A 24,665-nucleotide genomic window follows, 5' to 3' on the forward strand; every position below is an offset into this window, starting at 1 on the left:
TCACGCCCGCAGCCGTGATGGAAGCGACGGCACGATCAGACGACTCCCGACACCATCACACCGGCTGTCGCCTCGCGGCTCCGGCTTGCCATCAATCCATCTCCCCCCTTCTTCCCCGCCCCGGCTCTCCGGCCGCAGGCGATCGAACCTATGCGGCCTCCACCACGAGGCTGCACTCGACAAAGGACTTCTTCAGAACCAGATCCGCGCTTGCCCGATCGAAGTGACGGAAGTGCCCGGTCTCGATATGCGCCTCGAAAGCGGCGCGATCGGTGTAGATTTCGTAGAGCAGGATCCGGTCGGCCTCGCCCGAGGGCTCCAGCACGTCGAACCGCCGGCAGCCCTCTTCATTGGTGAAGGAGGCACGCGCGTTGCTGTCGATCATCGTCCGGAATTCAGCGCGCTTGCCCGGCTTCAGCACGAAATCGACGATGACCACATAACCGGACATCAGCGTGCCTCGCTGACGTCGGCGTAGCGCAGCGCGACGAATTCGAGATGCTCGCGCATCGCCTGATCGGCGCGATCGGCATCGCGGGCCGCCACCGCCTCGAAGATCGCGCGATGAGCCTTGTAGGAAATGACGTCGACGCCGGGCGCCAGCGTCGTCTGGCGCTGCTCGAGCAGCCATTCGGCAAAGGCGGCGTGGATCGCCGTGAAGATCGGGTTCCGCGGGATCTCCGCGAGGACGTAGTGGAACGCCACGTCGGTGCGCTCGAAACGGCCGAAATCGCCGATCGACTCGCGATTGTCCTCAAGCGCAGCCTCGAAATCCGCAAGATCCTGCTCGGTGGCATGGAGAGCCGCATGTCGCGCCAGCCCCGTCTCGAAGAAGACCCGGACGCCCTGGAAATTCCGGATGCCGTCCGGCGCGGCGAGCATGTGCCGCGCGGTGATCGAAAGCCCGTCGACGACGGACCTGGGCGTCGGCCGCGTGACCCGGGCGCGGGTTCCGGACCGCAATTCGACGAGGCCGAGATTTTGCAGATGGAAGAGCGCCTCGCGGATCGCCGGGCGGCCGACGCCATAGGCTTCCATCAGTTCGCGCTCGGAGGGAAGCGGGTCGCTTGGTGCGAAATCGCCGTCGGCAATGCGCTGCTCCAGTCGCTTCGCGACTTCTTCGTAGAGCTTGCGCTGGCGAACCACCGTTCCGGACATTGGTATACCTGTAATGCCAGATTATGGTATCTTGACTGATGTCGACGGTCAATCGACCTTTGGCCAAACTCGGGATAGCCTGAGAAGAATCGACAACGGGAGGTTTCAATGACAACGGTGGGAATGACGGTGAACGGGGATCCCGTCTCGGTCGAGACGGAGGACCGCACACTGCTCGTGGAGGTGCTTCGCGACCAGCTCGCTCTGACCGGCACCCATGTCGCCTGCGACACGTCGCAGTGCGGTGCCTGTCTCGTCCTGATCGACGGGGTCGCGACGAAGTCGTGCACGACCCTCGCGGTGCAGGCGGATGGCTCGGAGATCCAGACGATAGAAGGGCTGGCGAAGGACGGCGACCTTCATCCGATGCAGGCCGCGTTCAACGAAAACCACGGTCTCCAGTGCGGCTTTTGCACGCCCGGCATGATCATGGCCGGTGTCGACATGGTTCGCCGGCTTGGCAAGGACCTCGACGACGAGACGATCCGAAGCGAGCTGGAGGGCAACATCTGCCGTTGCACAGGCTACGTAAACATCGTGAAGGCCATCAAGGCCGGCGCGGCGCGGATGTAATCAGGATTACGGGCTCCGGCCGACGGACGCCCAGGGGAGGAATATCATGGCAAACGACGGAATCGGCGCGAGCGTTCCGCGCAAGGAAGATCGACGCTTCACGACAGGACAGGGCACCTATACCGGGGACGTCAACCTCGCCGGTCAGCTTCATGCGGTCTTCGTGCGCTCGCCGCACGCCCACGCGCATATCAAATCGGTCGATCTGTCAGAGGCGAGCAAGATGCCCGGCGTCGTCGCCATCCATACGGGAGAGGAGCTCGAGGCCGGTGGCATCAACCATCTGATCTGCGGCTGGGCGATCACCTCCAAGAACGGCTCGGGCATGCGGATGGGCCCCTACCCGCCGCTGGCGATCGGCAAGGTGCGCTTTGTCGGCCAGCCGATCGTCGCCGTCGTGGCGCGCAGCCGCGACCAGGCCGAGGATGCCGCCGAAGCCGTCCAGATCGATTACGAAACCCTCCCCGCGGTTACGAATCCCGTCGACGCGCTGAAGCCCGACGCACCGGCTATCCACGAATTCGAGGCGGATTCCTCGGTCTGGGAGCACGGCCGGGCACCCAGCAACCTCATCTTCGACTGGGAGCTCGGCGACGCGGCCGCCACCGACAACGCGATCAAGTCCGCCAAGCACGTCGTCAAGATCGACCTGGTCAACAACCGTGTCGTGCCGAGCGCCATGGAGGCACGGGCGGTGGTCGCCGACTACCGGTCGTCGGACGGGCATTTCACATTGTGGAACACGACCCAGAACCCGCATCTCCTGCGGGTGGTGCTCTCCGCCTTCATCAACGTCGCCCCCGAACACAAGCTCAGGATCATCGCGCCCGACGTCGGTGGCGGCTTCGGCTCGAAGATCTTCACCTATTCGGAGGAGGTGGTCTGCCTGTGGGCGGCCAAGCAAGCCGGCAAGCCGGTGAAATGGGTATCGGGCCGGAACGAGGCATTCCTGACCGATGCCCATGGCCGCGACCATGTGACGACGGCCGAGATCGCATTTGACGACGACTACAGGATGCTCGGACTGAAGGTCGACACGATCGCCAATCTCGGGGGCTACATGTCGCTCTTCGCGTCGCTGATCCCGACCTACCTCTATGCGCCGCTGCTGTCGGGCCAATACGTCATCCCGAACATCCATGTGAACGTCCGCGCCGTCTACACCAATACCGTCCCTGTCGACGCGGTTCGCGGGGCGGGGCGGCCGGAGGCGACCTATGTGCTGGAGCGGCTGATCGAGAAGGCGGCGCGCGAGCTGGGGGTCGACCGGGCGGAGCTGCGGCGAAAGAACTTCGTTCGCGAGTTCCCCTACCAGACGCCGGTGCTGTGGAAATACGATTCCGGCAATTATGACGGCCTGCTCACCAAGGCTCTGGCCGCGTCCAAGTGGGATGATTTCGAGGCCCGCAAGGCGGAAGCGGCCAAGCGCGGCAAGCTGCGCGGCATCGGCCTTTCCTGCTATATCGAGGCCTGTGGCGTGGCGCCGTCCTCGGCCGAGGGCGGAGCGCTTGGCGCCGGCGTCGGCGTCTGGGAGATGGCGGAGATCAAGGTCAATCCCGTCGGCACGGTGGAAGTGCTGGTCGGAACGCTGGGTCACGGCCAGGGCCACGAGACCACCTATGCCCAGATCGCGGCCGACCGCTTCGGTATCCCGATCGACTCCGTCTCGGTGATCGAGGGCGATACCGACAAGGTCCAGCAGGGGATGGGCACTTACGGCTCGCGAACCGCTGGCAATGGCACGTCGGCGGTCTACCGCGCGCTCGACAAGATCGAGGCCAAGGCCAAGAAGATCGCCGCCCACCTGCTAGAAGCGTCCGAGGAGGATATCACGATCGCCAACGGCGAGTTTTCCGTCTCGGGGACCGATCGCAAGGTGACGCTGACCGACGTCTCGCTGGCGGCCTACACCTTCCACAAGCTGCCGAAGGACATCGAGCCCGGCCTCGACGAAAAGGCCTATTTCGACCCGACCGACCTCACCTACCCCGCCGGCGCCTTTGTCTGCGAGGTGGAGATCGATCCGGCGACCGGCACGACGGAAGTGGTGCAGTTCACCGCCGTCGACGACTTCGGCAACGTGATCAATCCGATGATCGTCGAGGGGCAGGTGCATGGCGGTGTCATGCACGGGCTCGGGCAGGCGCTGCTGGAAGAGGCGAAATACGATCCCGGCAGCGGCCAGCTGATCGCCGGCTCCTACATGGATTACTGCATGCCGCGGGCCCACGACCTGCCGAAGTCATTCGACCATGCGTTCCAGAAGACGCCGACCCCCAACAACCCGCTCGGCCTCAAGGGCTGCGGCGAGGCCGGGGCGATCGGTTCGCCGCCGGCGATCATCAACGCGATCACCGATGCCCTCGGAACCGAGGACATCTCGATGCCGGCGACGCCGGAGAAGATTTGGCGGGCGCTGCAATCCGCCGGACAGAACGCCTAAGGGAGGGAGGACGATCATGTACCAGACCCGCTATCACCGTCCCGGCAGCGTCGCCGAGGCCGCCGAACTTCTCTCCAAGGCGGAGGACGGTCGCTACGTCGCCGGCGGCCACACGCTGATCCCGACCATGAAGCACCGGCTTGCCGGGCCTTCCGACCTCGTCGACCTGTCCAGGTTGTCGGAGCTGAAAGGCATCTCCGAGAAGGGCGGCACCGTGACGATCGGCGCTGCCACCACCCACTATGAGGTGGCGTCGTCGGACGCCGTGAGGAAGGCGATCCCGGCCCTGGCGGCGCTCGCCGGGATGATCGGCGATCCCGCGGTCCGCAATCGCGGCACCATCGGCGGTTCGCTGGCCAACAACGACCCCGGCGCCGACTATCCGGCGGCGGTGCTCGGGCTCGGCGCGACCATCCATACCGACAAGCGGAAGATCGAAGCCGACGACTTCTTCACCGGCTTGTTCACGACGGCGCTGGAAGAGGGCGAAATCATCGTCAAGGTGTCGTTCCCGGTTCCGAAAAAGGCGGCCTACGAGAAGTTCCACAGCGCCGCCTCGCGCTACGCCCTGACCGGCGTCTTCGTCGCGTCGGCGAAGGACGGCGCCGTTCGCGTGGCTGTCACCGGCGCCGGTGCCAACGGCGTCTTCCGGGCGGCCGACATCGAGAAGGCGTTGTCGGGAAAGGCGTCGTCCGATGCGATCGATGCGGTCAGCATTGATCCCTCCGGCCTCCTCTCGGATATCCACGGGTCGGCGGAATATCGCGCCAACCTGGTCAAGGTGATGGCCAAACGGGCCGTTGACGCGATCGGCTGACGAAACGGCATACGAGGCGGCGGGCATGAACGAACGGGCGATCAAGCTTTTCGGCACCGAGGAACCGGCGCCGGAGCAACGAGTACTGACCGCCGGTCCCCTGTCCGCCACTCTCGAGGACGGCCAGCTTCGCTGGATAAGGATCGGCGAGGCGGAGGCGATCCGTGCGATCGCCTTCCTCATCCGGGACCGGAACTGGAGCACCGCCAATCCCGAGATCAGCGACCTCGACATCCGGGAAGGCAAGAACGGCTTCAAGGTCACCTTCACCGCCCGCTGCCCGACCGTCGATGGCGATTTCACCTGGCGGGGCGAGTTCACCGGGAGCCCCGACGGGACGCTCCGCTGCGTCAGCGTCGGCGCACCCGACCGGGACTTCCTGACCTCGCGGACCGGCTTCGTCATCCTGCATCCGCTGAAGGGGCTGGTCGGCAAGACCATCACCGTGGAGCACGCCGACGGAAGGAAGAAGAGGCGCCGGGTGCCGGCGGAAATCGTTCCGGACCAGCCCTTCCTCCTCGTCCGCGGGATGACGCACGAACCCTCGCGCGGCGTCACCGCGGAGATCCGGATGGAAGGCGATACCTGGGAGACCGAGGACCATCGCAACTGGACGGATGCTTCACTGAAGACCTATAGCCGCCCGCTTTCGCTGCCTTATCCATACGAAGTCGCGAAGGGCGAGGAAATCCGCCACACGGTGACGCTGAAATTCTCCGGCAAGCTGCCCAGGGAACCGGGAGCGCCGTCGGGCCCGGTCGTCGTCAAGCTGGGCGATCCGGCCGGCAAGATGCCGAAGGTCGGCCTCAGCGTGCTGCCGGAGGATGCGCGGGCGGCGCTGCGTGTCGCGCCACTGGTCAAGGCGGCGGGCGTCCGGCATCTCAACTGCCGCATCGACCTGCGGGTCCGGGGCTGGCGGAAGCCGCTTGCCGACTACGCCAGGCTCGCGAAGGAGACCGGCGCCGGCATCGTCCTCGAGATCATCATTCCGGGCATCGACACGCCGGCCAGGGAACTCGGCGAGGCCGCCAAGGCGGTGCGGGCCGCGAAGCTCAAGCCGCAGGCCGTCGTCGTGACGCCGGCCGCCGACCTCAAGTCCTATCCCCCCGGCACGCCCTTCCCGGAAGGCGTCCCGAGCTTCGAGGCGGTCGCCGCGGCGGCGCGAAAGGCATTCCGGAACGTCCGGATCGGCGGCGGCATGTTGTCGAACTTCACCGAGCTCAATCGCAAGCGGCCGCCAGCCAAGACCTTCGACTTCATCACCCATGCCACCTCGGCAATGATCCACGCGGCCGACGACCAGTCGGTGATGGAGACGCTGGAATCGGTCGAGCACATCATCCATTCGGCCAAGGCGATCATCGGCAAGACGCCGTACCGGATCGGCCCCTCCCATATCGGCAACAGCTTCAATCCCTACGGGGCGACGGTGACCGCCAATCCCGATGGCGGGCGGGTGACCATGGCGCGCGTCGAGCCGCGCCATCGCGGCCTGTTCGGCGCGGCCTGGCATCTCGGCTATCTCAGCCAGGTCGCGGGCGGCGGGATCGAGGCCGTGACGATGGCTTCGCCGGTCGGCGAATTCGGCATCGTCTACCGGAAGCAGAAATACCCGCAGCCCTTCTACGACACCACGCGCGGCGCGAAGGTCTATCCGGTCTATCACGTGATCCGCGGCATCGCCGAAGCCGCCGGGGCGAAGCAAATCGATGCCCGGTCGAGCGACACCGGCCGGGTACGCACGCTTGCCTGGAAGAAGGGACGAACCACCCATGTCTGGCTCGCCAACCTGCGCGACGAGACGATCGAGGTGCAGCTTCGCGGTCTCGCCAGGAAGGGCAAGGCGACCCTGATGATGCTTGACGAGGACGGCTTCGGGCAGGCGGTGCGCGATCCCGACTTCGCCGACAGGGCGGAGCCCTTTGCCGGCACGACGGTCACGCTTCCGCCCTTCGCGGTGGCACGCCTCGACGTTGCCGGTTAGACGAGCGGCCGCCTGGCGCCTGCGCCTGGCCGGGGACTGTCGCACCCCGCCCGTCAGCTCTGGTCCGGCAGCTTGACGAAACGGATCGCCACCAGCGAGAGGACGGTCGTAGCGACCAGGATGACGGTGACGAGGGCGTTGATGTCCGGGGTGAAGCCCAGCCGCATCATCGCCCAGAGCCGCATCGGCAAGGTGCTTTCGGTTCCGGTAACCAGCAGCGTGATCAGCGTCTCGTCGAAGGACAGCGCGAAAGCGAGGATCGCGGCGGAGCCGATCGCCGACATGAGGCTCGGCGCCAGCACGTAGCGGAAGGTCTGCCAGCGGCTCGCGCCGAGGTCGAGCGACGCCTCGACGAGGCTGGTGCGAAGCGTCTGCAGCCGGGCGAGGATGATCCGGTAGGCCAGCGCCAGGACGAAGACGGTGTGACCGATGATCACCGTGACCAGCGACCGCGGGAAATCCACCTCCCGGAAGAAGACCAGAAGCGACAGGCCGGTGATGATCGGCGGCATCAGGAACGGCAGGAAGATGACCAGCTGGAGGACTTCGCGGAAACGCGAGCGGCTGCCGTTATAGTAGAAGGCGAGCGTCGTCCCGAGGACCAGCGCGAGGACGATCGCGACGCCGCCGACCAGCAGTGAATTCAGCACCGAATCGATGATGCTCTCGTCGTGGATCAGCGACCAGTAGGCGTCGAGGGAGAAGCTGTCCCATTGCACGGCGTTGTTCTCGAAGCTGAAGAAGGAGAAGAAGACGGCGACGAAGAGCGGCCCGTAGAGGACCAGCAGCACGAAGCCGGCGACGAGAAAGAGAACAGCGGTCGCGGCGGCCGGGAGGCGGATCATAGCTGGTGCCTCGCCCGCGTGATCAGGCCGGTGCCGACAATGGCGACGAGCACGACGACCAGGAGGATCACCGACAGGGCCGCGCCGAAGGGCCAGTTGAACGCGAATCCGAACTGGCTGTAGATGATGCGGCCAAAGGTGAAGCCGCTCATCCCGCCGACCATCTGGGGCGTGATGAAGTCCCCGAGTGCCAGCACGAAGACGAAGGTCGCGCCGACGATGGTGCCCTGGACGCTGAGCGGCCAGACGATGTCGCGGAAGCTCTGGAAAGCGGAGGCGCCGAGATCGGCCGAGGCATCGACCACCGAACGCGGTATGCGCTCGAGCGCGATGAAGATCGGCAGGACCGCGAAAGGCAGGAGAATGATCGACAGGGTGACGAGCACCGCCTTGAGGTTGAAGATCAGGAAGGTCAGCGGCTCGTCGACCACGCCGAGATAGAGCAGGATGCGGTTGAGAAAGCCGTTGCCGCCGAGGATGGCGCGGATCGCGTAGATCTTGATGATGTAGCTCATCATCAGCGGCACCACGAAGACCACCATCATCACGTATTTGCGGCGGCCGCGGAGGCTCGCGAGCAGGTAGGCGATCGGATAACCGAACAGGACGGTGATCGCCGCGACGCCGAGGCAGAGCAGGATGGTGTTGAAGAAGACCGGCACGAAGCCGCGACCGGCGAAGAAGCGTTCGTAATTCCGCAGCGTCAATTGGTGGACGATGTTGCCGTCCTCGACGTAGTAGAAGCTCTGGATCAGGAAGAGGATAAGCGGCAGCAGGATGAAGACGAACGGGACGGCATAGGCGAGCACCGTCAGGATGAAGCGGTAGGCCGCGAGTCCTTCCTCGCCCGCCGCCCGCTCCGTTTCGGTGGCAGCGCTCATGCGGTCACCACGTGGCATTCTCGGTCGCTCCAGCCGATCTCGGTTTCGTCGCCGACGGCGAGCGGAATGCCTCCGGCCCGGCTCGGCAGCTTGACCATGATCCTGAGTTCGGGCTTCGCCGCCGCGCTGACGGTGACCTGCGAAACCGGCCCGACGAAGCCGGTCTCCTCGACCCGCACCTTCATCCGGTTGCGCATGCCGTTCGCCGCTTCACCGATGACGACCGCCTCGGGCCTGACGAGCAGCTTGCCGGGCGAGTCCCTTGTCGCAGCGCCAACCGCGGAACGGCCCTCAAGCCTGCAGCGGAAGCTTCCCACGTCCGAAACCAGCTCCCGGTCCTCCTCCCCGGCTTCGCCGAGGGCGACGTCGATGAGATTATTGTCGCCAAAGAAGCGCGCGACATACTCGTTGACCGGCCGGTAATAGACCTCTTCCGGTGAGCCGATCTGCTCGATCCGGCCGTGGTTCATCACGCAGATCCTGTCGGCCATGGTGACCGCTTCCTCCTGATCATGGGTGACGAAGAGAAAGGTCGTCCTGATCTCGCGCTGAAGGTTCTTCAGGAAGCGCTGCATCTGCCGTCGCAACTCGGCATCCAGCGCGCCGAGCGGCTCGTCGAGGAGAATGAGGCGCGGCTCGCAGATGATCGCGCGGGCGAGCGCAACCCGTTGCTGCTGGCCGCCGCTGAGCTGCGACGGGTAGCGCCCGGCGAATTCCTCCAGGGCCACCAGCCGCAGCGTCTCGATCACCCGGTCGCGAATTCTCGCCCGGGACTCGCCGCGCACCTTCAGGCCATAGCCGACATTGGCCTCGACGGTCATGTGCGGAAACAGGGCATAATCCTGGAAGACGGTGTTGAACGGCCGGCGGTTGATCGGCATCGCCGAAATGTCTCTGCCGTCGAGCAGGACCTTGCCTCGGGTCGGCTGAACGAGGCCACCGATCAGCCTGAGGACGGTCGTCTTGCCCGAGCCGCTCGGCCCGAGGACCGTCATGAACTCGCCATCGCGGAGGGCGAGATCGATGGCGTGCAGAACCTCGACGCCGCCATAGACCTTAGCGACTCCGCTGAGTTCGACCAACGTTTTCGGTTGCTCGGTCATTCCGGGCCGGATGCATTCGAGGAAGGGATGTTATCGCAAAACGACCGCCGGACGATCCTGTGCCCGGCGGTCGCGCATGTCGGAACCAGGATCACGGAGAAGCCTTGACCTCGTTCCACAGGTCGGCCCGCTTGGTCGGGTCCTCGACATCCTCGAGCCAGACGATCTTGTCATCCGGATTGGCGCTCGAGAAGGGAGCCGAGGTGTTGCCGAAGCCGGTCCGCTCCGACAACTGCTCGCCGATCTTCTTCTGCAGGACGAAGTTGACCCACGCCTCGGCGAGGTCCTTGTCCTGGACGCCGGTGGTCATCGCCCAGGTGTCGAGCCAGGCGGGAGCGCCCTCCTTGGGGTTCACATAGGCGATCGGCGCGCCGGCATCCTGCATCGCCTTGACCTGCTGCTGGCCGTAGTTGGCGAAGATGATCGCCACGTCATTGTGCTGATAGAGCTGCAGCGCCTCGTCGGCCGTGGTGTAGAAGCTGAGCAGGTTATGCTTCAGGTCGATCAGCTTGTCCTCGGCCTTGGAGAGCTGCTCGTCGGTCAAGTGGTAGGGATTCGCGATCCCCATATCCAGCGCGGCGATGGTGAAGTTATGCTCGCCATTGTCGTAGCCGAGCACCTTGCCGGCATATTCCGGATCCCACATCACGTCCCAGGAATCCGGCGGCGTCTTCACCTTCTCGGTGTCATAGATGAGACCGATCGAATCGAAGGCGAAGGGGATCGCATAGACCTTGCCGTCGCGCATCACGCCGGTGACCTTGGTGAGGTCCTGGAAGCGCGGCAGGGTTTGCTTCTGGTTCGGCACCTTGTCGAGGTCATAGGGCTCGACGAGGCCGAGATCGAGATAGCGCTGGAGCTGGGCGGTGTTGACGGCGAAGAGGTCGAAATCCTTGCCCTCGCTGCCCTTGATCTTCGCCCAGATCTCGTCATCGGTACCGATGAACACCACGTTCACGTCGGCACCTGTCTCCTTCTCGAACTCGGCGACCCAGTCGGGATCCGCATACCCTTCCCAAGCCAGGATCCGGAGTTCCTTGGCGTGGCTGAGTGTCGGCACCGCAGCCAGGGCGGAAAGCCCGATGGCCGCGGAAAACAGGCTCTTAGCAATCAGCTTCATGGTCCTACTCCCTGTTCTTCAGGTTGATACCCATAGTCCCTCCCCGTCGTTCGGGGGCGCGCCCCACCCGACCGGCTGTTCTCGTTGCGGGAATTTCCGGTTCCCATCGGCCTATACCCAGCCGCCGTCGACGATGTAGTTCTGCGAGGTGCACATCCGGCTATCGTCGGAAGCCAGGAAGAGCACCATGCGGGCGATGTCCGGCGGGAACAGACGCCCCGGCAGACACTGTCGGTCATCGATCTGGCGCTCGCCCTCGGGCGTGACCCAGAGCTCGACCTGACGCCTGGTCATGATCCAGCCGGGCATCACGCAGTTGACGCGGATGAGCTCGGGTCCGAGTTCGCGCGCCAGACCGCGGGTCATCCCGTTGATGGCGGATTTGGCGGTCACATAGGCGATGCAGTCGCCGTCACCGACCATCCAGGTGATCGACCCGAGATTGACGATCGAGCCGCCACCGGAATCGCGCATCTGGGGCCGCACGGCCTGCACCGCGAAGACCTGATGACGGAGATTCACCGCCATCCGCTCGTCCCAGTAGTCGGCCGTCAGGTCGCCGAGCGCGTGGCGATCGTCGTTGCCGGCGTTGTTGACCAGCACCTTGATCGGACCGTCCTCCCGGCCGGTCATGGCGATCGCCTCCTGCAGGGCGGTGACGTCCCGCAGGTCGACATCGAGGAAGCGCGGCCTGGAATGGCCGCGCCCGGATATCCTTTCCACCAGCGCCTCGGATTCCTTCTTCGCGATGTCGATGAAGGTGACCTTGGCGCCCTGCGCGCAGAAATGCTCGACAACGCTTTCGCCTATGCCCGAACCGCCGCCGGTGACGAAGACGACGCGATCTTCGAGGGAAGGATATCTGGCGTCGGTTTCCTGCATGGCTCTTTGCGTATCTAGTGCGAGTGGCGCGGCACCGCGGCTCCGCGGGTACCGGGGAGGAAATCGAGGTCGCAACCGCGATCCGCCTGGAGAACGTGGTCGAAATAGAGCTTCTGATAACCACCGGTCATCGGCGGCGGCGGCGGCTCCCACCCCTTCAGGCGTTCCGCGAGCTGCTCGTCGGTCAACTCGATCGAGAGGCTCCGGTTGGCGGCGTCGAGCGAGATCATGTCGCCGTCCCGGACGACCGCCAGCGGGCCGCCGAGCGCCGCCTCCGGCACGGCATGGAGCACCACCGTCCCATAGGCCGTCCCGCTCATCCGCGCATCGGAGATGCGCACCATGTCGGTAATGCCCTTCTTCAGGACCTTCGGCGGCAGCCCCATGTTGCCGACCTCGGCCATTCCCGGATAACCGCGCGGACCGCAATTCTTCAGCACCATGACGCAGGTCTCGTCGATGTCGAGAGCCGGGTCGTTGATCCGTTCGTGGTAATGCTCGATGGTCTCGAAGACGACCGCCCGGCCACGATGCCGCATCAGGGCCGGGGTCGCGGCGGACGGCTTGATCACCGCTCCGCCCGGCACCAGGTTGCCCCTCAGGATCATGACGCCGCCGTCCCTGGTCAGCGCCTTGTCGAACGGGCGGATGACCTCCTCGTTGAAGTTCTCGGCGTCGGCGTTGTTCTCGCCGATGGTGCGGCCGTTGACGGTCAGCGCATCCTTGTTGAGGAGCCCGGCTTCCGAGAGCATCCGAAGCACCACCGGCAGACCGCCGGCGTAATAGAACTCCTCCATCAGGAAGCGGCCGGACGGCATCAGGTCGACGATGGTCGGAACGTCGCGGCCGAACTTGTCCCAGTCGTCCAGGGTCAGGTCGACGCCGACCCGCCCGGCGATGGCCAACAAGTGGATGACGGCATTGGTCGAGCCGCCGATCGCGGCATTTGCGCGAATGGCGTTTTCAAAAGCCTGACGCGTCAGGACCTTCGACATGACGAGGTTCTCGTGAACCATCTCGACGATGCGCCGGCCGGCGAGCTGGGCGAGCACCGCACGCCGCGAATCCACCGCGGGGATCGCCGCATTGCCGGGCATACCCATGCCGAGGCTCTCGACCATCGATGCCATCGTCGAGGCGGTGCCCATGGTCATGCAATGACCCGGCGACCGCGCCATGCCGGCTTCGGCCTCCATGAAGTCCGCGACCGACATCTTGCCGACCTTCACGTCCTCGCTGAAACGCCAGACGTGGGTGCCCGATCCGAGCTGCTCGCCGCGGAAGCGGCCGTTCAGCATCGGGCCGCCGGAAACCGCGATGGTCGGCAGGTCGCAGCTCGCCGCGCCCATCATCAGGGCAGGCGTTGTCTTGTCGCAGCCGACCAGCAGGACGACGCCGTCGATCGGATTGCCGCGAATCGATTCCTCGACATCCATGCTGGCCAGATTGCGGAACAGCATCGCGGTCGGGCGGAGATTGGATTCACCGAGCGACATGACGGGGAATTCGAGCGGCAGCCCGCCGGCTTCCAGCACACCACGCCGCACCTTTTCCGCGATCTGGCGGAAATGGGCATTGCAGGGGGTGAGCTCCGAAAATGTGTTGCAGATACCGATTACCGGACGCCCGTCGAAGGAATCCGGCGGCAGCCCCTCGTTCTTCATCCAGCTGCGATGCATCGTGGCATGCGTGCCGGTACCGCCAAACCAGCCCTGCGAGCGTAGCTTCGGTTTTGTCATTGTCCTGATTTCCTCGTTGCGGCCCGCTTCCCCTGCTTCCGCACATCGAGGGCCTTGCGAGCGTCGCTCTCGGCATCATCGATAAGGCGGATCATCGCGGCCCGTGCGGCCTCCGGGTCGCGATCGCGGAGAGCATCATACACCGCCCGATGCAATGGCACCGAGTGGCGCTGTCCGCGCGGGTTGCCGAGCGAGAGGAACATGGTGGTGGTCAGCGCGGTTTCGATGACCGCGCTCAGCGAGCGCATCATGGCGTTGTCGACGGCGTTGAGGATAGCGATGTGAAACCGCGTGTCGGGGTCGATGAAAAGCCGGCCGTCGTCGCCGGCCGCTTCCATCCCCTTCAGCGCCGCCGCCATCTCGTCGAGTTGCGCCTCGCCTGCCCGGGTCGCGGCCAGCGCGACGATGGACGGCTCGATCGCCCGGCGCAGTTCGAATATCTCGCGTACGAAACGATCACGGGGGAATTCGGCCAGTTGCCAGCCGAGGACATCGGGATCGAGGAGATTCCAGCTTTCCGAGGGCCGGACCCGGGTTCCGGTCTTCGGCCGGGATTCAACCAGTCCCTTGCTGGTCAGGATCTTTGTCGCCTCGCGCAACACCGTCCGGCTGACGCCGAGTTGCGCGCACCATTCGGCCTCGTTGGGCATGACGGTACCGGGAGGCAGCTCGCCGCCGATGATCCTCAGCCCGACGGCGTGGACGATCTTGCCCACCAATCCCCTGGTCGAGCTGACGGGGCTGTTGCGGCCATGCGTCTCGGAGCGCGCCATGGCGATGCTCCAGACATCCCGTTCGAGTGCCAGATCCGTCACGCAGACGCCCCCGTATCTTTCGCTCTTATCATAATATCATATGCTCGACGCACGGGAGTCAAGCGCCGCCGGCGATAGATCCCGGGTCACAAGCAACCAAGCAACAAGGTCATTGTCGATGCCATTGCCGGGCCGGCCGGACAGGCGGCCATGCAGCGGGCCGGCGCGCGCGGCGAACGAATGGCCGCCGGGACAGCGGGTCGACGTCGCCGGCCGGCGGCCTCAGTCGTCGCGTCCGCGCCGCATCAGGCGATAGGCGTAGATCTTCACCACGCTGTTGATCAGGAACCAGATCAGCGCATAGGCCCAGACGCCGAGGGCATATTTCCAGCCGATCGGCTCGACGAGCCAGCCATAGACCGCGGCAAGCGTTCCGAGCACCTGGGTGGTCTCGGTCACGACGATCAGCTTCCAGCTCGGCCAGGGCCGATCCCAGATCGCGCCGGTGTTGCGGGTCAGGTAGATCGTCAGGTGGCCGGCGACCAGCAGCTTGAGGAAGACCAGGGTCTGGATCGTCTCGCGGGGAAGATGCAGATATTCCTCGGCGATCCAGAACAGGCCGAAGCTCGCGAAGACGCCCATCACGCCGAGGATGATGCTGAGCGTCAGGACGCGATGCATGTCCCACTTGACCGGCTTCCGCGCGACGGGCGCGTTGTCATAGGCGATCATCATGATCGGAAAGTCGTTCAGCACGGCGAGCAGAACGATCATCACCGCGGTCACGGGATAGAAATTGAAGACGAGGATCGAGAGCGTCATGAACAGGAGGACGCGGACGGTCTCGGCGATGCGGAAGACGGCATAGCTGTTCATCCGCTCGAAGATCTTGCGCGCCTCCTCGATGGCGCGGGTGATCACCGAGAGCCCGACCCCGGTCAGGATCAGGTCCGCCGCGGCGCGCGCCGCATCGGTCGCGCCGCTCACCGCGATCCCGACATCGGCCTGCTTGAGCGCCGGCGCATCGTTGACGCCGTCGCCGGTCATCCCGACGATATGCCCGCTTCCCTGCAGCTCCTTGACGATCCTGTATTTGTGCTCGGGGAAGACCTGGGCATAGCCGTCGGCATCCTCGATCCCCGCCCCGCTGCGCCGGTTCCCGTCCTTGTCGAAGGCCTCGTCGGCGGCAATGATCCTGGTTCCGAGGTCCAGCTTTCCGGCGATCTCCTTGGCGATGGCGACATGGTCGCCCGTCACCATGCGCACGTCGAGGCCCATGGACCGCGCCTCGTGAATGGTGGCGAGCGCATCGTCCCTCGGCGGATCGAACAGCGGCAGAAGGCCGACATATTGCCATTTGCCTGACGGATCGGTGCGCGCGACGCCGAGCGTGCGATAGCCCTTCGCCGCCATCTTGTCGGTCTCCTCCGACACCCGGGCGCCGAGCGTGCCATCCGCGCCGACGAGCTCGAGGATCGCCTGCGGCGCGCCCTTGGCGACCTGGAACCTGCCGCCCTCCCCTTCGACATCCGCCTCGGCCCGCTTGCTGACCGGATCGAAAGGCACGAATTTCGAGATCGTGAAGGGCTTCAGGGCGGCCGGATCGCCAAGCGACTTGAGGATAGCGCCGTCGATCGCGTCCGGGCTGTCGGATTGCGACGCAAGCGCCGCCGCCAGCACGACGTCGGACGCGGCCTTTCCGGCAAGGACGATGGGGTCACCAAGGGTGAGCTCGTTCTTGGTCAGCGTGCCGGTCTTGTCGGAGCAGAGGATGTCCATCCCCGCCATTTCCTCGATCGACACCAGCCGTGAGACGATCGCCTTCATCTTCGCCAGCTTCACCGCGCCGACGGCCATGGTGACCGAGAGGACCGCAGGCAGCGCGACGGGGATCGCCGCAACCGTCAGGATCAGCGCGAAGAGGACGGTCTCGACCAGCGGATCGTGCCGGAACAGGGCGACCACCAGAATGAGCGCCACCAGCGCCAGGGTGATCAGGATCAGGAAATTGCCGATCCGCAGCACGGCTTTCTGGAAATGGGAGGTCGCGCCGGCGGTCTCCACGAGCTTTGCGGTGCGGCCGAAATAGGTCGCGCCGCCGGTCGCGGTGACGATTGCCTTCATCTCCCCCATCTTGGCGACGGAGCTGGAATAGGCGATATCGCCCGCCGCCTTGTCGACCGGCAGCGACTCGCCGGTCAGCGCCGACTGGTCGACGCTGAGATAATCGCCCTCGACCAGCGTGACATCGGCCGGAATGACGTTGCCGATCCGGATGAGGATCACATCGCCCGGCACCAGATCCCGCGCCGCGATATCCCGCCATGTCCCGTCGCGCAGGACATGCGCCTTGAGCGCGAGGTTCTTCTTCAGCGCCGCGATCGCGTTGTCGGCCTGGTGCTCCTGCCAGAAACCGACGACGGCGTTGATCACGAGCATGATGGTGATGATCGCGAAATCCTCCCAATGCCGGACCGCCGCCGAAAGGATCGCGGCCGCCTCGATCATCCAGGGGATCGGCCCCCAGAAGAAGGAGAGGAATTTGAGGAGCGGGCTGGTGTGCTTCTCCTCGATCGCGTTGGGACCATATTGGGCGAGGAGGCGCGCAGCCTCGTCCGAACCGAGCCCGCGTTTCGGGTCGGTCCCCGGGGTCCCGCCCGCCGCGGCGCCGGCGCCCGGCTGATCTGGTGTCGATTGGTCCATCATGCCGTCTCCAATACATGGACTTCATGACGCCGGGTCGTCATCCGGTCGCGGCTTTTGACTAAAATTCGCGACTCGCGGCTGCATGGGAAGTGTAGCATGCATGGTCGCCGCGATGCCGCATCAGGCGCGGCGGCCCGTCGCGCCACGGGACTTTCTGGCGTGCCGGATGCCGAAGACCACCAATATGGAGATCGCAACCGCCGCAAGCACCATCGCGGCAATGCCAACGCCATGAAGCCTGTCGAGGTGGCGCAGCAGCGCCGTGAAGCGTGATGAGACAAACAGCCAGACACCGACCCAGAGCGCGGCGCCGACCGCATTGGCCAGTGCAAAATGCCACCAGGTCATGTGCATGCTGCCGGCGATCAGGCCATTCAGCTGCCGCAACGGGACGACGAATCTTGCGACAACGACGATGAAGGGGCCGTAGCGGTTGAAGGTCTGCTCGAAACCGTCAAGACGCTCATCCGTGAGCCCGAAGCGCGCGCCGAGCCTGGCGATCGCCAGCCGCCCGAACCGCCTTCCGAGCAGATAGCCGACATTGTCGCCGAGAAAGGCTCCCGCAGAGGCGACGAAGAACCAGAAGACGATGTCGGCGCCGCGGACGCCGACCGCCGCGCCGACCGCGATCAGCATGGTCTCGCCGGGAAGCGGCGCGCCGAGCGATTCGAGAGCGATCGCCAGAAAGACGAGGGGCGCCCCGTGGCTGATGATGAAATTCACCAGATCACTGACATAGGTCGATGCCAAGACGCCTTTCCTTCCCTTCCGCGGCCCGAAACCGGAGCGGTACGATCCTAACCGCGCGACCACCGCGAATGTGTAGCTTATCGAGCGGCCAACCTCGCCTCGGATTTGGCGCGACGGCGCAAGGTCCTTGTGCTACGCGAGACGGATCGATCATTGTCTTCTGCGTGAGGTGCGGTGATGAGCGGACATGCTTTCGGTGCGCCGGGAATCGCGCCGACATGGGCATCCAGCGACAAGGATTTCGTCACCACCGCTCTGGGAAATGCCCGGCTTTGGGTCACGGTCGGCCACGGCATCATCAACGAAATCTACTGGCCATCGACGGGCCGCCCCCAAATCCGCGATCTCGGCTTCTACCTGCTTGGCGAGGACCGCTGGATAGACCTCAAGCGGGTGCGGCGCTACCAGCTCTCGAAGCCGAAGCCCTATCTGCCGCTCCTCACCATCACCCATGGCGGTGACGACTACCGGCTGACGATCGAGGTCCTCCCCGACCCGTCGCGGGACGTCCTGCTGATCCGCTACAATGTCGAAGGCCCCTATCGCCTCGGCATCGTCGTCGCGCCGCATCTCGGGACCAGCGGCTACGACAACTCGGCCTGGATCGAGGATGGCGACGCCTATGCGGCGATACCCATCGGCGCGATATGCGTGACGGCCGACGTTCCCCTCAGCGACCTGAGCGTCGGTTATGTCGGTGCGTCGGATGGCTGGCAGGACCTCGCCCGCAACGGACGATTCACCTACGGCTTCTCCCGAGCCGAGCTCGGGAATGTCGCGATGTCGGCGTCGCTGACGGATCGCCAGGGCGTCATCGCGGTCGGCTTCGCGCCGGGAGCGAAGGCCGCGCGGACGCTGTCGCGCTCGGCCCTGGCGGTCGGCTATGAGTCGATCCGGCGGAACTTCCTCGACGCGTGGGAGGACTGGGGCGGCAGGCTCTCCCTCCCCTCGCCCGAAGCCGGGCTCGCCGAGGAAGCGCTGATGTCGGCGACCGTCCTCAAGTCCCACGAGGACAGGATGTATCCGGGCGCGCTGGTCGCCAGCATGAGCACGCCCTGGGGCAACCGCACCAACACGCTCGGCGGCTACCATCTCGTCTGGCCGCGCGACGCGACGCTTGCCGCCTTCGCACTGCTCGCGGTCAACGAGATCGACGACGCGCGCCATATCCTGGCGCATATGATGGCCGCCCAGTTGCCGGATGGTCACTGGCCACAGAACTACTTCCCGAACGGCCAGCCTTTCTGGACCGGCATCCAGCTCGACGAGACCGGCTTCCCGGTCCTTCTCGCCGCCAAGCTTCGGGAGATCGGCCATGCCGACCTGCCGGGCATCCGCGAGATGGTGCGCGCCGCGGTCGGCTCGATCGCCCGCAACGGGCCGTCGAGCGAACAGGATCGCTGGGAGGAGAACCCCGGAATCAGCGCATTCACCGTGGCCGTGGTCATCGCCGCGCTCGCGGCGTCCGGCCCCTGGCTGGAGGACGGCGAGCGGGACTACGCCCTCGACCTCGCCGACGACTGGAACGAGCGGATCGAGCAATGGTGCTATGTCGCCGGTACGCCGATGGCGAAGCAGGAGGGCGTCGCCGGCTATTATGTCAGGATCGCACCGCCGCAGAAGGACGGCGGGCTGACCGGCCGGGTGATGCTCCGCAACCGGAACGGCGAGACGATCGAGGCATCCTGCCTGGTCGCGCTCGACTTCTCCTGGCTGGTCCGTCTCGGCCTCCGCAAGGCCACCGACCCGCGGGTGACGGACACGATCGCCGTGGTCGACCGCATGCTGCGCGTCGATACGCCCTCGGGCCCGATCTATCGCCGCTACAACGACGACGGCTACGGCGAGTATGACGACGGCCGGGCCTATGACGGCAACGGCGTCGGCCGGGCGTGGCCGCTATTGACCGGTGAGCGGGGCCACCTGGCGCTGCAGGCCGGCGAGGATCCGATCGAATATCTGCGGACGATGCATCGCTGCGCCAGCCCCGGCGGCCTGCTGCCCGAGCAGGTCTGGGACGGCGAGGCGATCCCCGCCCTCGAGCTCTATCCCGGACGGCCGTCTGGCAGTGCCATGCCGCTCATCTGGTCGCATTCGGAATTCCTCAAGCTGCTGATCGCCCGCGACCGGGGCCGGCCGGTCGAATTGCTCGAAACCGTGCGCAAGCGCTACGGCCGGCGGATACCGAAAGCGAAGGTGACGCGCTGGCGGAACGAAACGCCGGTCGCGACGCTCGCGGAAGGCCGCGTCCTGCAGATCGAGGATCGCCGGCCCTTCGTCCTCCATTGCGGGTGGGACGGCTGGCAATCGACCGAAGACCTGCCGGCGATGCCGCTGCCCTTCGGGCTATGGGGCGTGACCGTGGTGCCCGACAGCTACAAGGGCCGGTCCGAGCTGAACTTCACCCGTCGCTATGGCGACGCCTGGGAGGGAAAGGACCACACGGTCGCCATCGCCGCCAGGGCCAGGCCCCAGACGCTGGTCCACGAGAAGCAGGCGATGTGACGCCCGTCACTTGGCGTGGATGACCAATTGTTAATAGAGAAGACCCGAGCAAATCCGGGCACGAAATGTTTAGATTGAGCTGCAACAACGGCGCCGCGGCGGGCCGGCAGACTGTCAAATACACGGATCTCCGGGGAGGAATCCGCCGCCGAACGAGGCAGGCGCGAGGGAGAGCGAGACAATGACCGATCAATCCGACCTTCGCGAAGACCTCGTTGTCGTGAACAAGGCCTCGGATGTCCCGGGTCCGGCCGAGGCCCAGGGCGACGCGATCAACGCCATCCGCTTCCTCGCCGTCGACGCCATCGAGCGCGCCAATTCCGGCCATCCGGGGACCCCGATGGGACTCGCGCCGCTCGCCTATCGCCTCTTCACCCGTTACCTGCGGCATGATCCCGCCGCGCCGGACTGGCCGGATCGTGACCGCTTCGTCCTGTCGGGTGGACATGCGTCGATGCTGCTCTATGCCAGCCTGCATCTGTCCGGCTACGACCTTTCCATCGACGACCTCAGGCAGTTTCGCCAGTGGGGGTCGCGGACGCCCGGCCATCCCGAGCGCGGCATGACGCCGGGCGTCGAGATCACCACCGGTCCGCTCGGCCAGGGCTTCGTCAACGCCATCGGCATGGCGCTTGCCGAGAAGATGCTCGCCGCGCGCTTCAACCGGCCGGGCCTCGAGATCGTCAACCACCGTACATGGGCCTTCTGCGGCGAAGGCGATATGATGGAGGGCATGACCAGCGAAGCGTCGTCCCTCGCCGGCCGACTCCACCTGGCGCTCGGCAAGCTGACCGTGTTCTTCGACACCAATCACGTCACCCTCGAAGGCCAGGCCGACGAGGAATTCGTCGAGAATGTCGCGGAGCGTTTCGATGCCTATGGCTGGCATGTCGCCGACGCCGCCGACGTCAACGACCTCGCGGCGATCGACAAGGCGATCGCGAGCGCCGAAGCCGAGACCGAGCGGCCGAGCCTTGTCCTCGTCCACAGCCATATCGGCTACGGCTCACCGGTCCAGGATACCGCGAAGGCACACGGCTCGCCGCTCGGCGAGGAGAATGTCGCCAAGACGCGCGAGAAGCTGGGCTGGGCGTATCCCCCCTTCGAAATACCGGACGCGGTCTATGCCGACTGGCGCGACCAGGTCGCCGAGCGGGCGACGTCGCACGCCGGCTGGCAGGACCTGATGGCGCGCTATCGCGCCGACCAGCCGGAGGAAGCCGCCGAGTTCGACCGGGTGATGTCGGGCGCCCTGCCGCGGGGATGGCGCGATGCGCTGCCGGTCTTCCAGCCGGGCGAACGGGTCGCGACACGCGTCTCCGGCGGCAAGGCGCTCAACGCCTTCGCCCCGAGGGTGCCGGAACTCGCCGGCGGAACCGCCGACGTCCTGCCCTCGACCCACACGGCCGTCAGCGGATCGGGCGACGTCAACCAGGGCGACTATTCCGGCCGCAACATCCACTTCGGCATCCGCGAACATGCGATGGGCGCGATCTGCAACGGCATGGCCGCCCATGGCGGCATACGGCCGTTCTGCTCGACCTTCCTGTCGTTCCGCGACTATATGGTCGAGCCGATCCGCCTCGCCGCGATGATGCAGCTGCCGGTGGTCTTCGTCTTCACCCACGATTCGATCGGCCTTGGCGAGGACGGACCGACCCACCAGCCGATCGAGCATCTGGCGAGCATGCGGGCGACCCCGGGTCTCCGGGTCATCCGCCCCGCCGACGCCAACGAAGCCGCGCAGGCCTGGGCGGAGGCTCTCGCCCATGCCGGACCGACGGTCATGGTCCTGTCGCGGCAGGGCCTGCCGACCCTCGATGCCGCCGCCGTCGATGTCGGCAAGGGCGCCACGGTCGTCGCGCCGGGCGACGCCGCGGCGATCATCGCCACCGGTTCCGAGGTGGAAGTCGCACTTGGAGCGCGCGACCTGCTGGCCAAGAAGGGTATCGGCGCGCGCGTCGTCTCGATGCCCTGTGTGGAGATCTTCCGCGACCGGCCCGCGGCGGAGCGTAACAAGGTCTTGCCGCCGGACATGCCGACGGTCGCCGTCGAGGCGGCCGCGCCCTATAGTTGGTATGAGTTCGCCGACGACGTCGTCGGCCTGACCCGCTTCGGCGCTTCCGCCCCGGCGGACATCCTGTATCAGAAGCTCGGGATCACGCCCGAAGCGGTCGCGGACCGCGTCTCGCGTCTCCTCGACAAGCCATGAGGTGAAACCATGAATGCCCTGAAGGAACTGCACGATCTCGGACAAAGCATCTGGCTCGACAACATCCGTCGCGAACTTCTCGATAGCGGCACGCTCGCCCGCTATATTTCCGACCTTTCGGTCACCGGCCTGACCTCCAATCCGACCATCTTCCAGCACGCGATCGCCGGCAGCGCCGACTACGACCAGGCGATCCGCAGCCGGATCGGCCGGGGGCTCTCGACCGAGGAGCTGTTCTTCGAGATCGCCCTGGAGGACATCACCGCGGCCGCCGACCTGTTCCGGCCGATCCACGACGCCACCGGCGGCATCGACGGCTTCGTGTCGCTGGAAGTGTCACCGACGCTGGCCGACGACGCCGAGGGAACGATCGCCCAGGCCAAGCGCCTGCACGCCCAGGCGGCGCGGCCGAACGTCTTCATCAAGGTGCCGGGCACCCAGGCGGGGCTCGTTGCGATCGAGGAACTGACCGCCGCCGGCATCTCGATCAACGTCACCCTGCTCTTCTCGCGCGAGCACTATGTCGACTCGGCCGAGGCCTTCATGCGCGGCCTGGAGCGCCGGGCGGCGGCCGGGCAGGACCTGAACGTCCATTCGGTCGCCTCGCTGTTCATCTCGCGCTGGGATGTCGCGGCGTCGAAGACGCTGCCGGAGGAGCTGCATAACAAACTCGGCGTCGCGATCGGCAAGCAAAGCTTCAAGGCCTATTGCGATCTCCTCGAATCCGATCGCTGGAAGAAGCTTGCCGCCGCCGGCGCCGCGCCGCAGCGGTTGCTGTTCGCCAGCACCAGCGCCAAGGACCCGCGGATTCCGGACACCTTCTACGTGACCGCGCTTGCCGCCGGCAACACGGTCAACACCATGCCCGAGGCGACGCTGCTCGCCTTCGGCGATCACGGCAAGCTGGACGGCGCGTTGTCGCCGGACGGCGGCGACGCCGAGGAAACGATCGCGACGATCGCCAAGGCCGGGCTCGACGTCGGCGCGCTGGCGGCTCGACTGCAGATCGAGGGCCGCGATTCCTTCGACGGCTCCTTCAAGCAGCTTCTCGACAGCATCGAGGCCAAGGTCTCGGCGCTCGCCGCCTGACGGCGGCCGAACCGCCGACCAACGACCATTCGAACCGGAAGGAAATTGAGACCATGCAACTCGGGATGATCGGACTCGGCCGGATGGGCGCCAACATGGTCCGCCGGCTGATGCGCGACGGACATGAATGCGTCGTCTTCGACGTCAGCCCCGACGCGGTCAAGCAGCTCGCCGGCGAAGGCGCCATCGGCGCGACGTCGATGGAGGATTTCGTCTCCAAGCTGACCAGGCCCCGCGCCGCATGGATGATGGTCCCGGCCGGCGTCGTCGAGGAGACGCTCGGCCAGCTTTCCGGCCTGATGGAAAAGGGCGACATGATCGTCGACGGCGGCAACTCCTATTATCGCGACGATATCGACCGCGCCAAACGTCTGGCGCCGAGCGGCGTCCATTATGTCGATGTCGGGACCAGCGGTGGCGTCTGGGGCCTCGAGCGCGGCTTCTGCCAGATGATCGGCGGCCCCGATGAAGCGGTGCAGCATCTCGACGCGGTCTTCGCGTCACTCGCTCCGAAGATCGACTCGGCGCCGCGCACGCCCGGCCGCGACAAGGTCGGCGGCACCGCCGAGCACGGCTACCTGCATTGCGGCCCGAGCGGCGCCGGCCACTTCGTCAAGATGGTCCATAACGGCATCGAATACGGCATCATGGCCGCCTATGCCGAGGGCCTGAACATCCTCGAGAGTGCCAATATCGGCAAGCGCAAGCACGACGTCGACGCCGAGACCACGCCGCTGCGCGATCCCGAATACTACCAGTTCGACCTCAACATCCCGGACGTCGCCGAGGTCTGGCGGCGCGGCAGCGTGATCGGCTCATGGCTGCTCGACCTCACCGCCCAGGCGCTGATCGAGGACCCGAAGCTCGCCAACTTCGCCGGCCGCGTTTCCGATTCCGGCGAAGGCCGCTGGACGATCAAGGCGGCGATCGACGAGGCCGTGCCGGCGCCGGTCCTGTCTTCCGCGCTCTATTCGCGCTTCTCGTCGCGCGGCGAGGCCGATTTCGCCGACAAGCTGATGTCGGCGATGCGCTTCGAGTTCGGCGGCCATCTCGAGAAGAAGGCCTGACGCCGCACGGGACACCCCCGCAACAGACTGGCAGCG

The 24,665-nt window shown here is 65.9% G+C and carries 19 protein-coding genes; 8 read left to right on the plus strand and 11 right to left on the minus strand.

Features of this window, described 5'->3' with window-relative positions:
- Nucleotides 1-148: 148 nt before the first annotated feature.
- Both KDJ86_RS06975 and nanR read right to left on the minus strand, forming a co-directional pair.
- Entirely contained in the window at nt 149-451 is a 303-nt protein-coding gene (locus tag KDJ86_RS06975) for a putative quinol monooxygenase (RefSeq protein ID WP_291744314.1), read from the minus strand.
- Nucleotides 451-1,158 (minus strand): transcriptional regulator NanR, encoded by a 708-nt coding sequence (gene nanR / locus KDJ86_RS06980; protein WP_291744316.1) that lies wholly within the window; start codon nt 1,156-1,158, stop codon nt 451-453. Before nanR ends, KDJ86_RS06975 begins: the two co-directional genes overlap by 1 nt.
- 108 nt (nt 1,159-1,266) lie before the next feature.
- On the opposite strand from nanR, the gene KDJ86_RS06985 reads away from it, so the two are divergent.
- Genes KDJ86_RS06985 through KDJ86_RS07000 form a run of 4 tightly spaced genes read left to right on the plus strand, consistent with a single transcriptional unit; the run spans nt 1,267 to nt 6,975 of the window.
- Nucleotides 1,267-1,731, plus strand: a complete 465-nt coding sequence (locus KDJ86_RS06985; protein WP_291744318.1) for a (2Fe-2S)-binding protein — start codon at nt 1,267-1,269, stop codon at nt 1,729-1,731.
- A 46-nt stretch (nt 1,732-1,777) separates the two neighbouring features.
- Nucleotides 1,778-4,174, plus strand: a complete 2,397-nt coding sequence (locus KDJ86_RS06990; protein WP_291744320.1) for a xanthine dehydrogenase family protein molybdopterin-binding subunit — start codon at nt 1,778-1,780, stop codon at nt 4,172-4,174.
- Between the two features lie 16 nt (nt 4,175-4,190).
- The gene (locus KDJ86_RS06995; RefSeq protein WP_291744321.1) at nt 4,191-4,991 is read left to right on the plus strand and encodes an FAD binding domain-containing protein; all 801 of its coding nucleotides are present in this window, start codon (nt 4,191-4,193) and stop codon (nt 4,989-4,991) included.
- 25 nt (nt 4,992-5,016) lie between these two features.
- A complete protein-coding gene (locus KDJ86_RS07000) occupies nt 5,017-6,975 on the plus strand; it encodes a D-apionate lactonase family protein (RefSeq protein ID WP_291744323.1) in 1,959 nt (652 codons plus the stop codon).
- A 53-nt stretch (nt 6,976-7,028) separates the two neighbouring features.
- On the opposite strand, the gene KDJ86_RS07005 is transcribed toward KDJ86_RS07000, so the two are convergent.
- From KDJ86_RS07005 to KDJ86_RS07045, 9 genes are all read right to left on the minus strand, one after another.
- A complete protein-coding gene (locus tag KDJ86_RS07005; protein WP_291744326.1) occupies nt 7,029-7,820 on the minus strand; it encodes an ABC transporter permease in 792 nt (263 codons plus the stop codon).
- Complete coding sequence (locus KDJ86_RS07010; RefSeq protein WP_291744328.1) at nt 7,817-8,701, minus strand: ABC transporter permease; 885 nt, start codon at nt 8,699-8,701, stop codon at nt 7,817-7,819. The genes KDJ86_RS07005 and KDJ86_RS07010 overlap by 4 nt, the downstream gene beginning before the upstream one ends.
- A complete protein-coding gene (locus KDJ86_RS07015) occupies nt 8,698-9,783 on the minus strand; it encodes an ABC transporter ATP-binding protein (protein ID WP_291744330.1) in 1,086 nt (361 codons plus the stop codon). Before KDJ86_RS07015 ends, KDJ86_RS07010 begins: the two co-directional genes overlap by 4 nt.
- Before the next feature lie 112 nt (nt 9,784-9,895).
- Nucleotides 9,896-10,924: an ABC transporter substrate-binding protein gene (locus KDJ86_RS07020; protein WP_291744332.1), complete on the minus strand. Its 1,029-nt coding sequence runs from the start codon at nt 10,922-10,924 to the stop codon at nt 9,896-9,898.
- Between the two features lie 111 nt (nt 10,925-11,035).
- Nucleotides 11,036-11,806, minus strand: a complete 771-nt coding sequence (locus KDJ86_RS07025; protein WP_291744334.1) for an SDR family NAD(P)-dependent oxidoreductase — start codon at nt 11,804-11,806, stop codon at nt 11,036-11,038.
- A gap of 14 nt (nt 11,807-11,820) precedes the next feature.
- The gene (locus KDJ86_RS07030; protein ID WP_291744336.1) at nt 11,821-13,545 is read right to left on the minus strand and encodes an IlvD/Edd family dehydratase; all 1,725 of its coding nucleotides are present in this window, start codon (nt 13,543-13,545) and stop codon (nt 11,821-11,823) included.
- Nucleotides 13,542-14,360, minus strand: coding sequence for a FadR/GntR family transcriptional regulator (locus KDJ86_RS07035; protein WP_291744338.1), 819 nt, complete (start codon nt 14,358-14,360; stop codon nt 13,542-13,544). The genes KDJ86_RS07030 and KDJ86_RS07035 overlap by 4 nt, the downstream gene beginning before the upstream one ends.
- A 222-nt stretch (nt 14,361-14,582) precedes the next feature.
- Nucleotides 14,583-17,003 carry a plasma-membrane proton-efflux P-type ATPase gene (locus KDJ86_RS07040; protein ID WP_291744340.1) on the minus strand — a complete coding sequence of 807 codons (2,421 nt, stop codon included), beginning with the start codon at nt 17,001-17,003 and terminating at the stop codon, nt 14,583-14,585.
- A 123-nt stretch (nt 17,004-17,126) separates the two neighbouring features.
- Nucleotides 17,127-17,756, minus strand: coding sequence for a DedA family protein (locus KDJ86_RS07045; protein ID WP_291744342.1), 630 nt, complete (start codon nt 17,754-17,756; stop codon nt 17,127-17,129).
- Between the two features lie 177 nt (nt 17,757-17,933).
- Between KDJ86_RS07045 and KDJ86_RS07050 the strand changes: the two genes are divergently transcribed.
- The 4 genes from KDJ86_RS07050 to gnd all read left to right on the plus strand — a co-directional run bounded on the left by KDJ86_RS07050 (nt 17,934) and on the right by gnd (nt 24,629).
- Nucleotides 17,934-20,261 carry a glycoside hydrolase family 15 protein gene (locus tag KDJ86_RS07050; protein WP_291744344.1) on the plus strand — a complete coding sequence of 776 codons (2,328 nt, stop codon included), beginning with the start codon at nt 17,934-17,936 and terminating at the stop codon, nt 20,259-20,261.
- Between the two features lie 181 nt (nt 20,262-20,442).
- Entirely contained in the window at nt 20,443-22,473 is a 2,031-nt protein-coding gene (gene tkt, locus KDJ86_RS07055) for a transketolase (RefSeq protein ID WP_291744346.1), read from the plus strand.
- A gap of 9 nt (nt 22,474-22,482) precedes the next feature.
- Nucleotides 22,483-23,562, plus strand: coding sequence for a transaldolase (tal, locus tag KDJ86_RS07060; RefSeq protein WP_291744348.1), 1,080 nt, complete (start codon nt 22,483-22,485; stop codon nt 23,560-23,562).
- 53 nt (nt 23,563-23,615) lie between these two features.
- The gene (gene gnd, locus KDJ86_RS07065) at nt 23,616-24,629 is read left to right on the plus strand and encodes a phosphogluconate dehydrogenase (NAD(+)-dependent, decarboxylating) (RefSeq protein ID WP_291744350.1); all 1,014 of its coding nucleotides are present in this window, start codon (nt 23,616-23,618) and stop codon (nt 24,627-24,629) included.
- The last annotated feature ends 36 nt before the right edge of the window (nt 24,630-24,665 follow it).

The organism is Bauldia sp. (assembly GCF_020442045.1).
Taxonomy (GTDB): domain Bacteria; phylum Pseudomonadota; class Alphaproteobacteria; order Rhizobiales; family Kaistiaceae; genus Bauldia.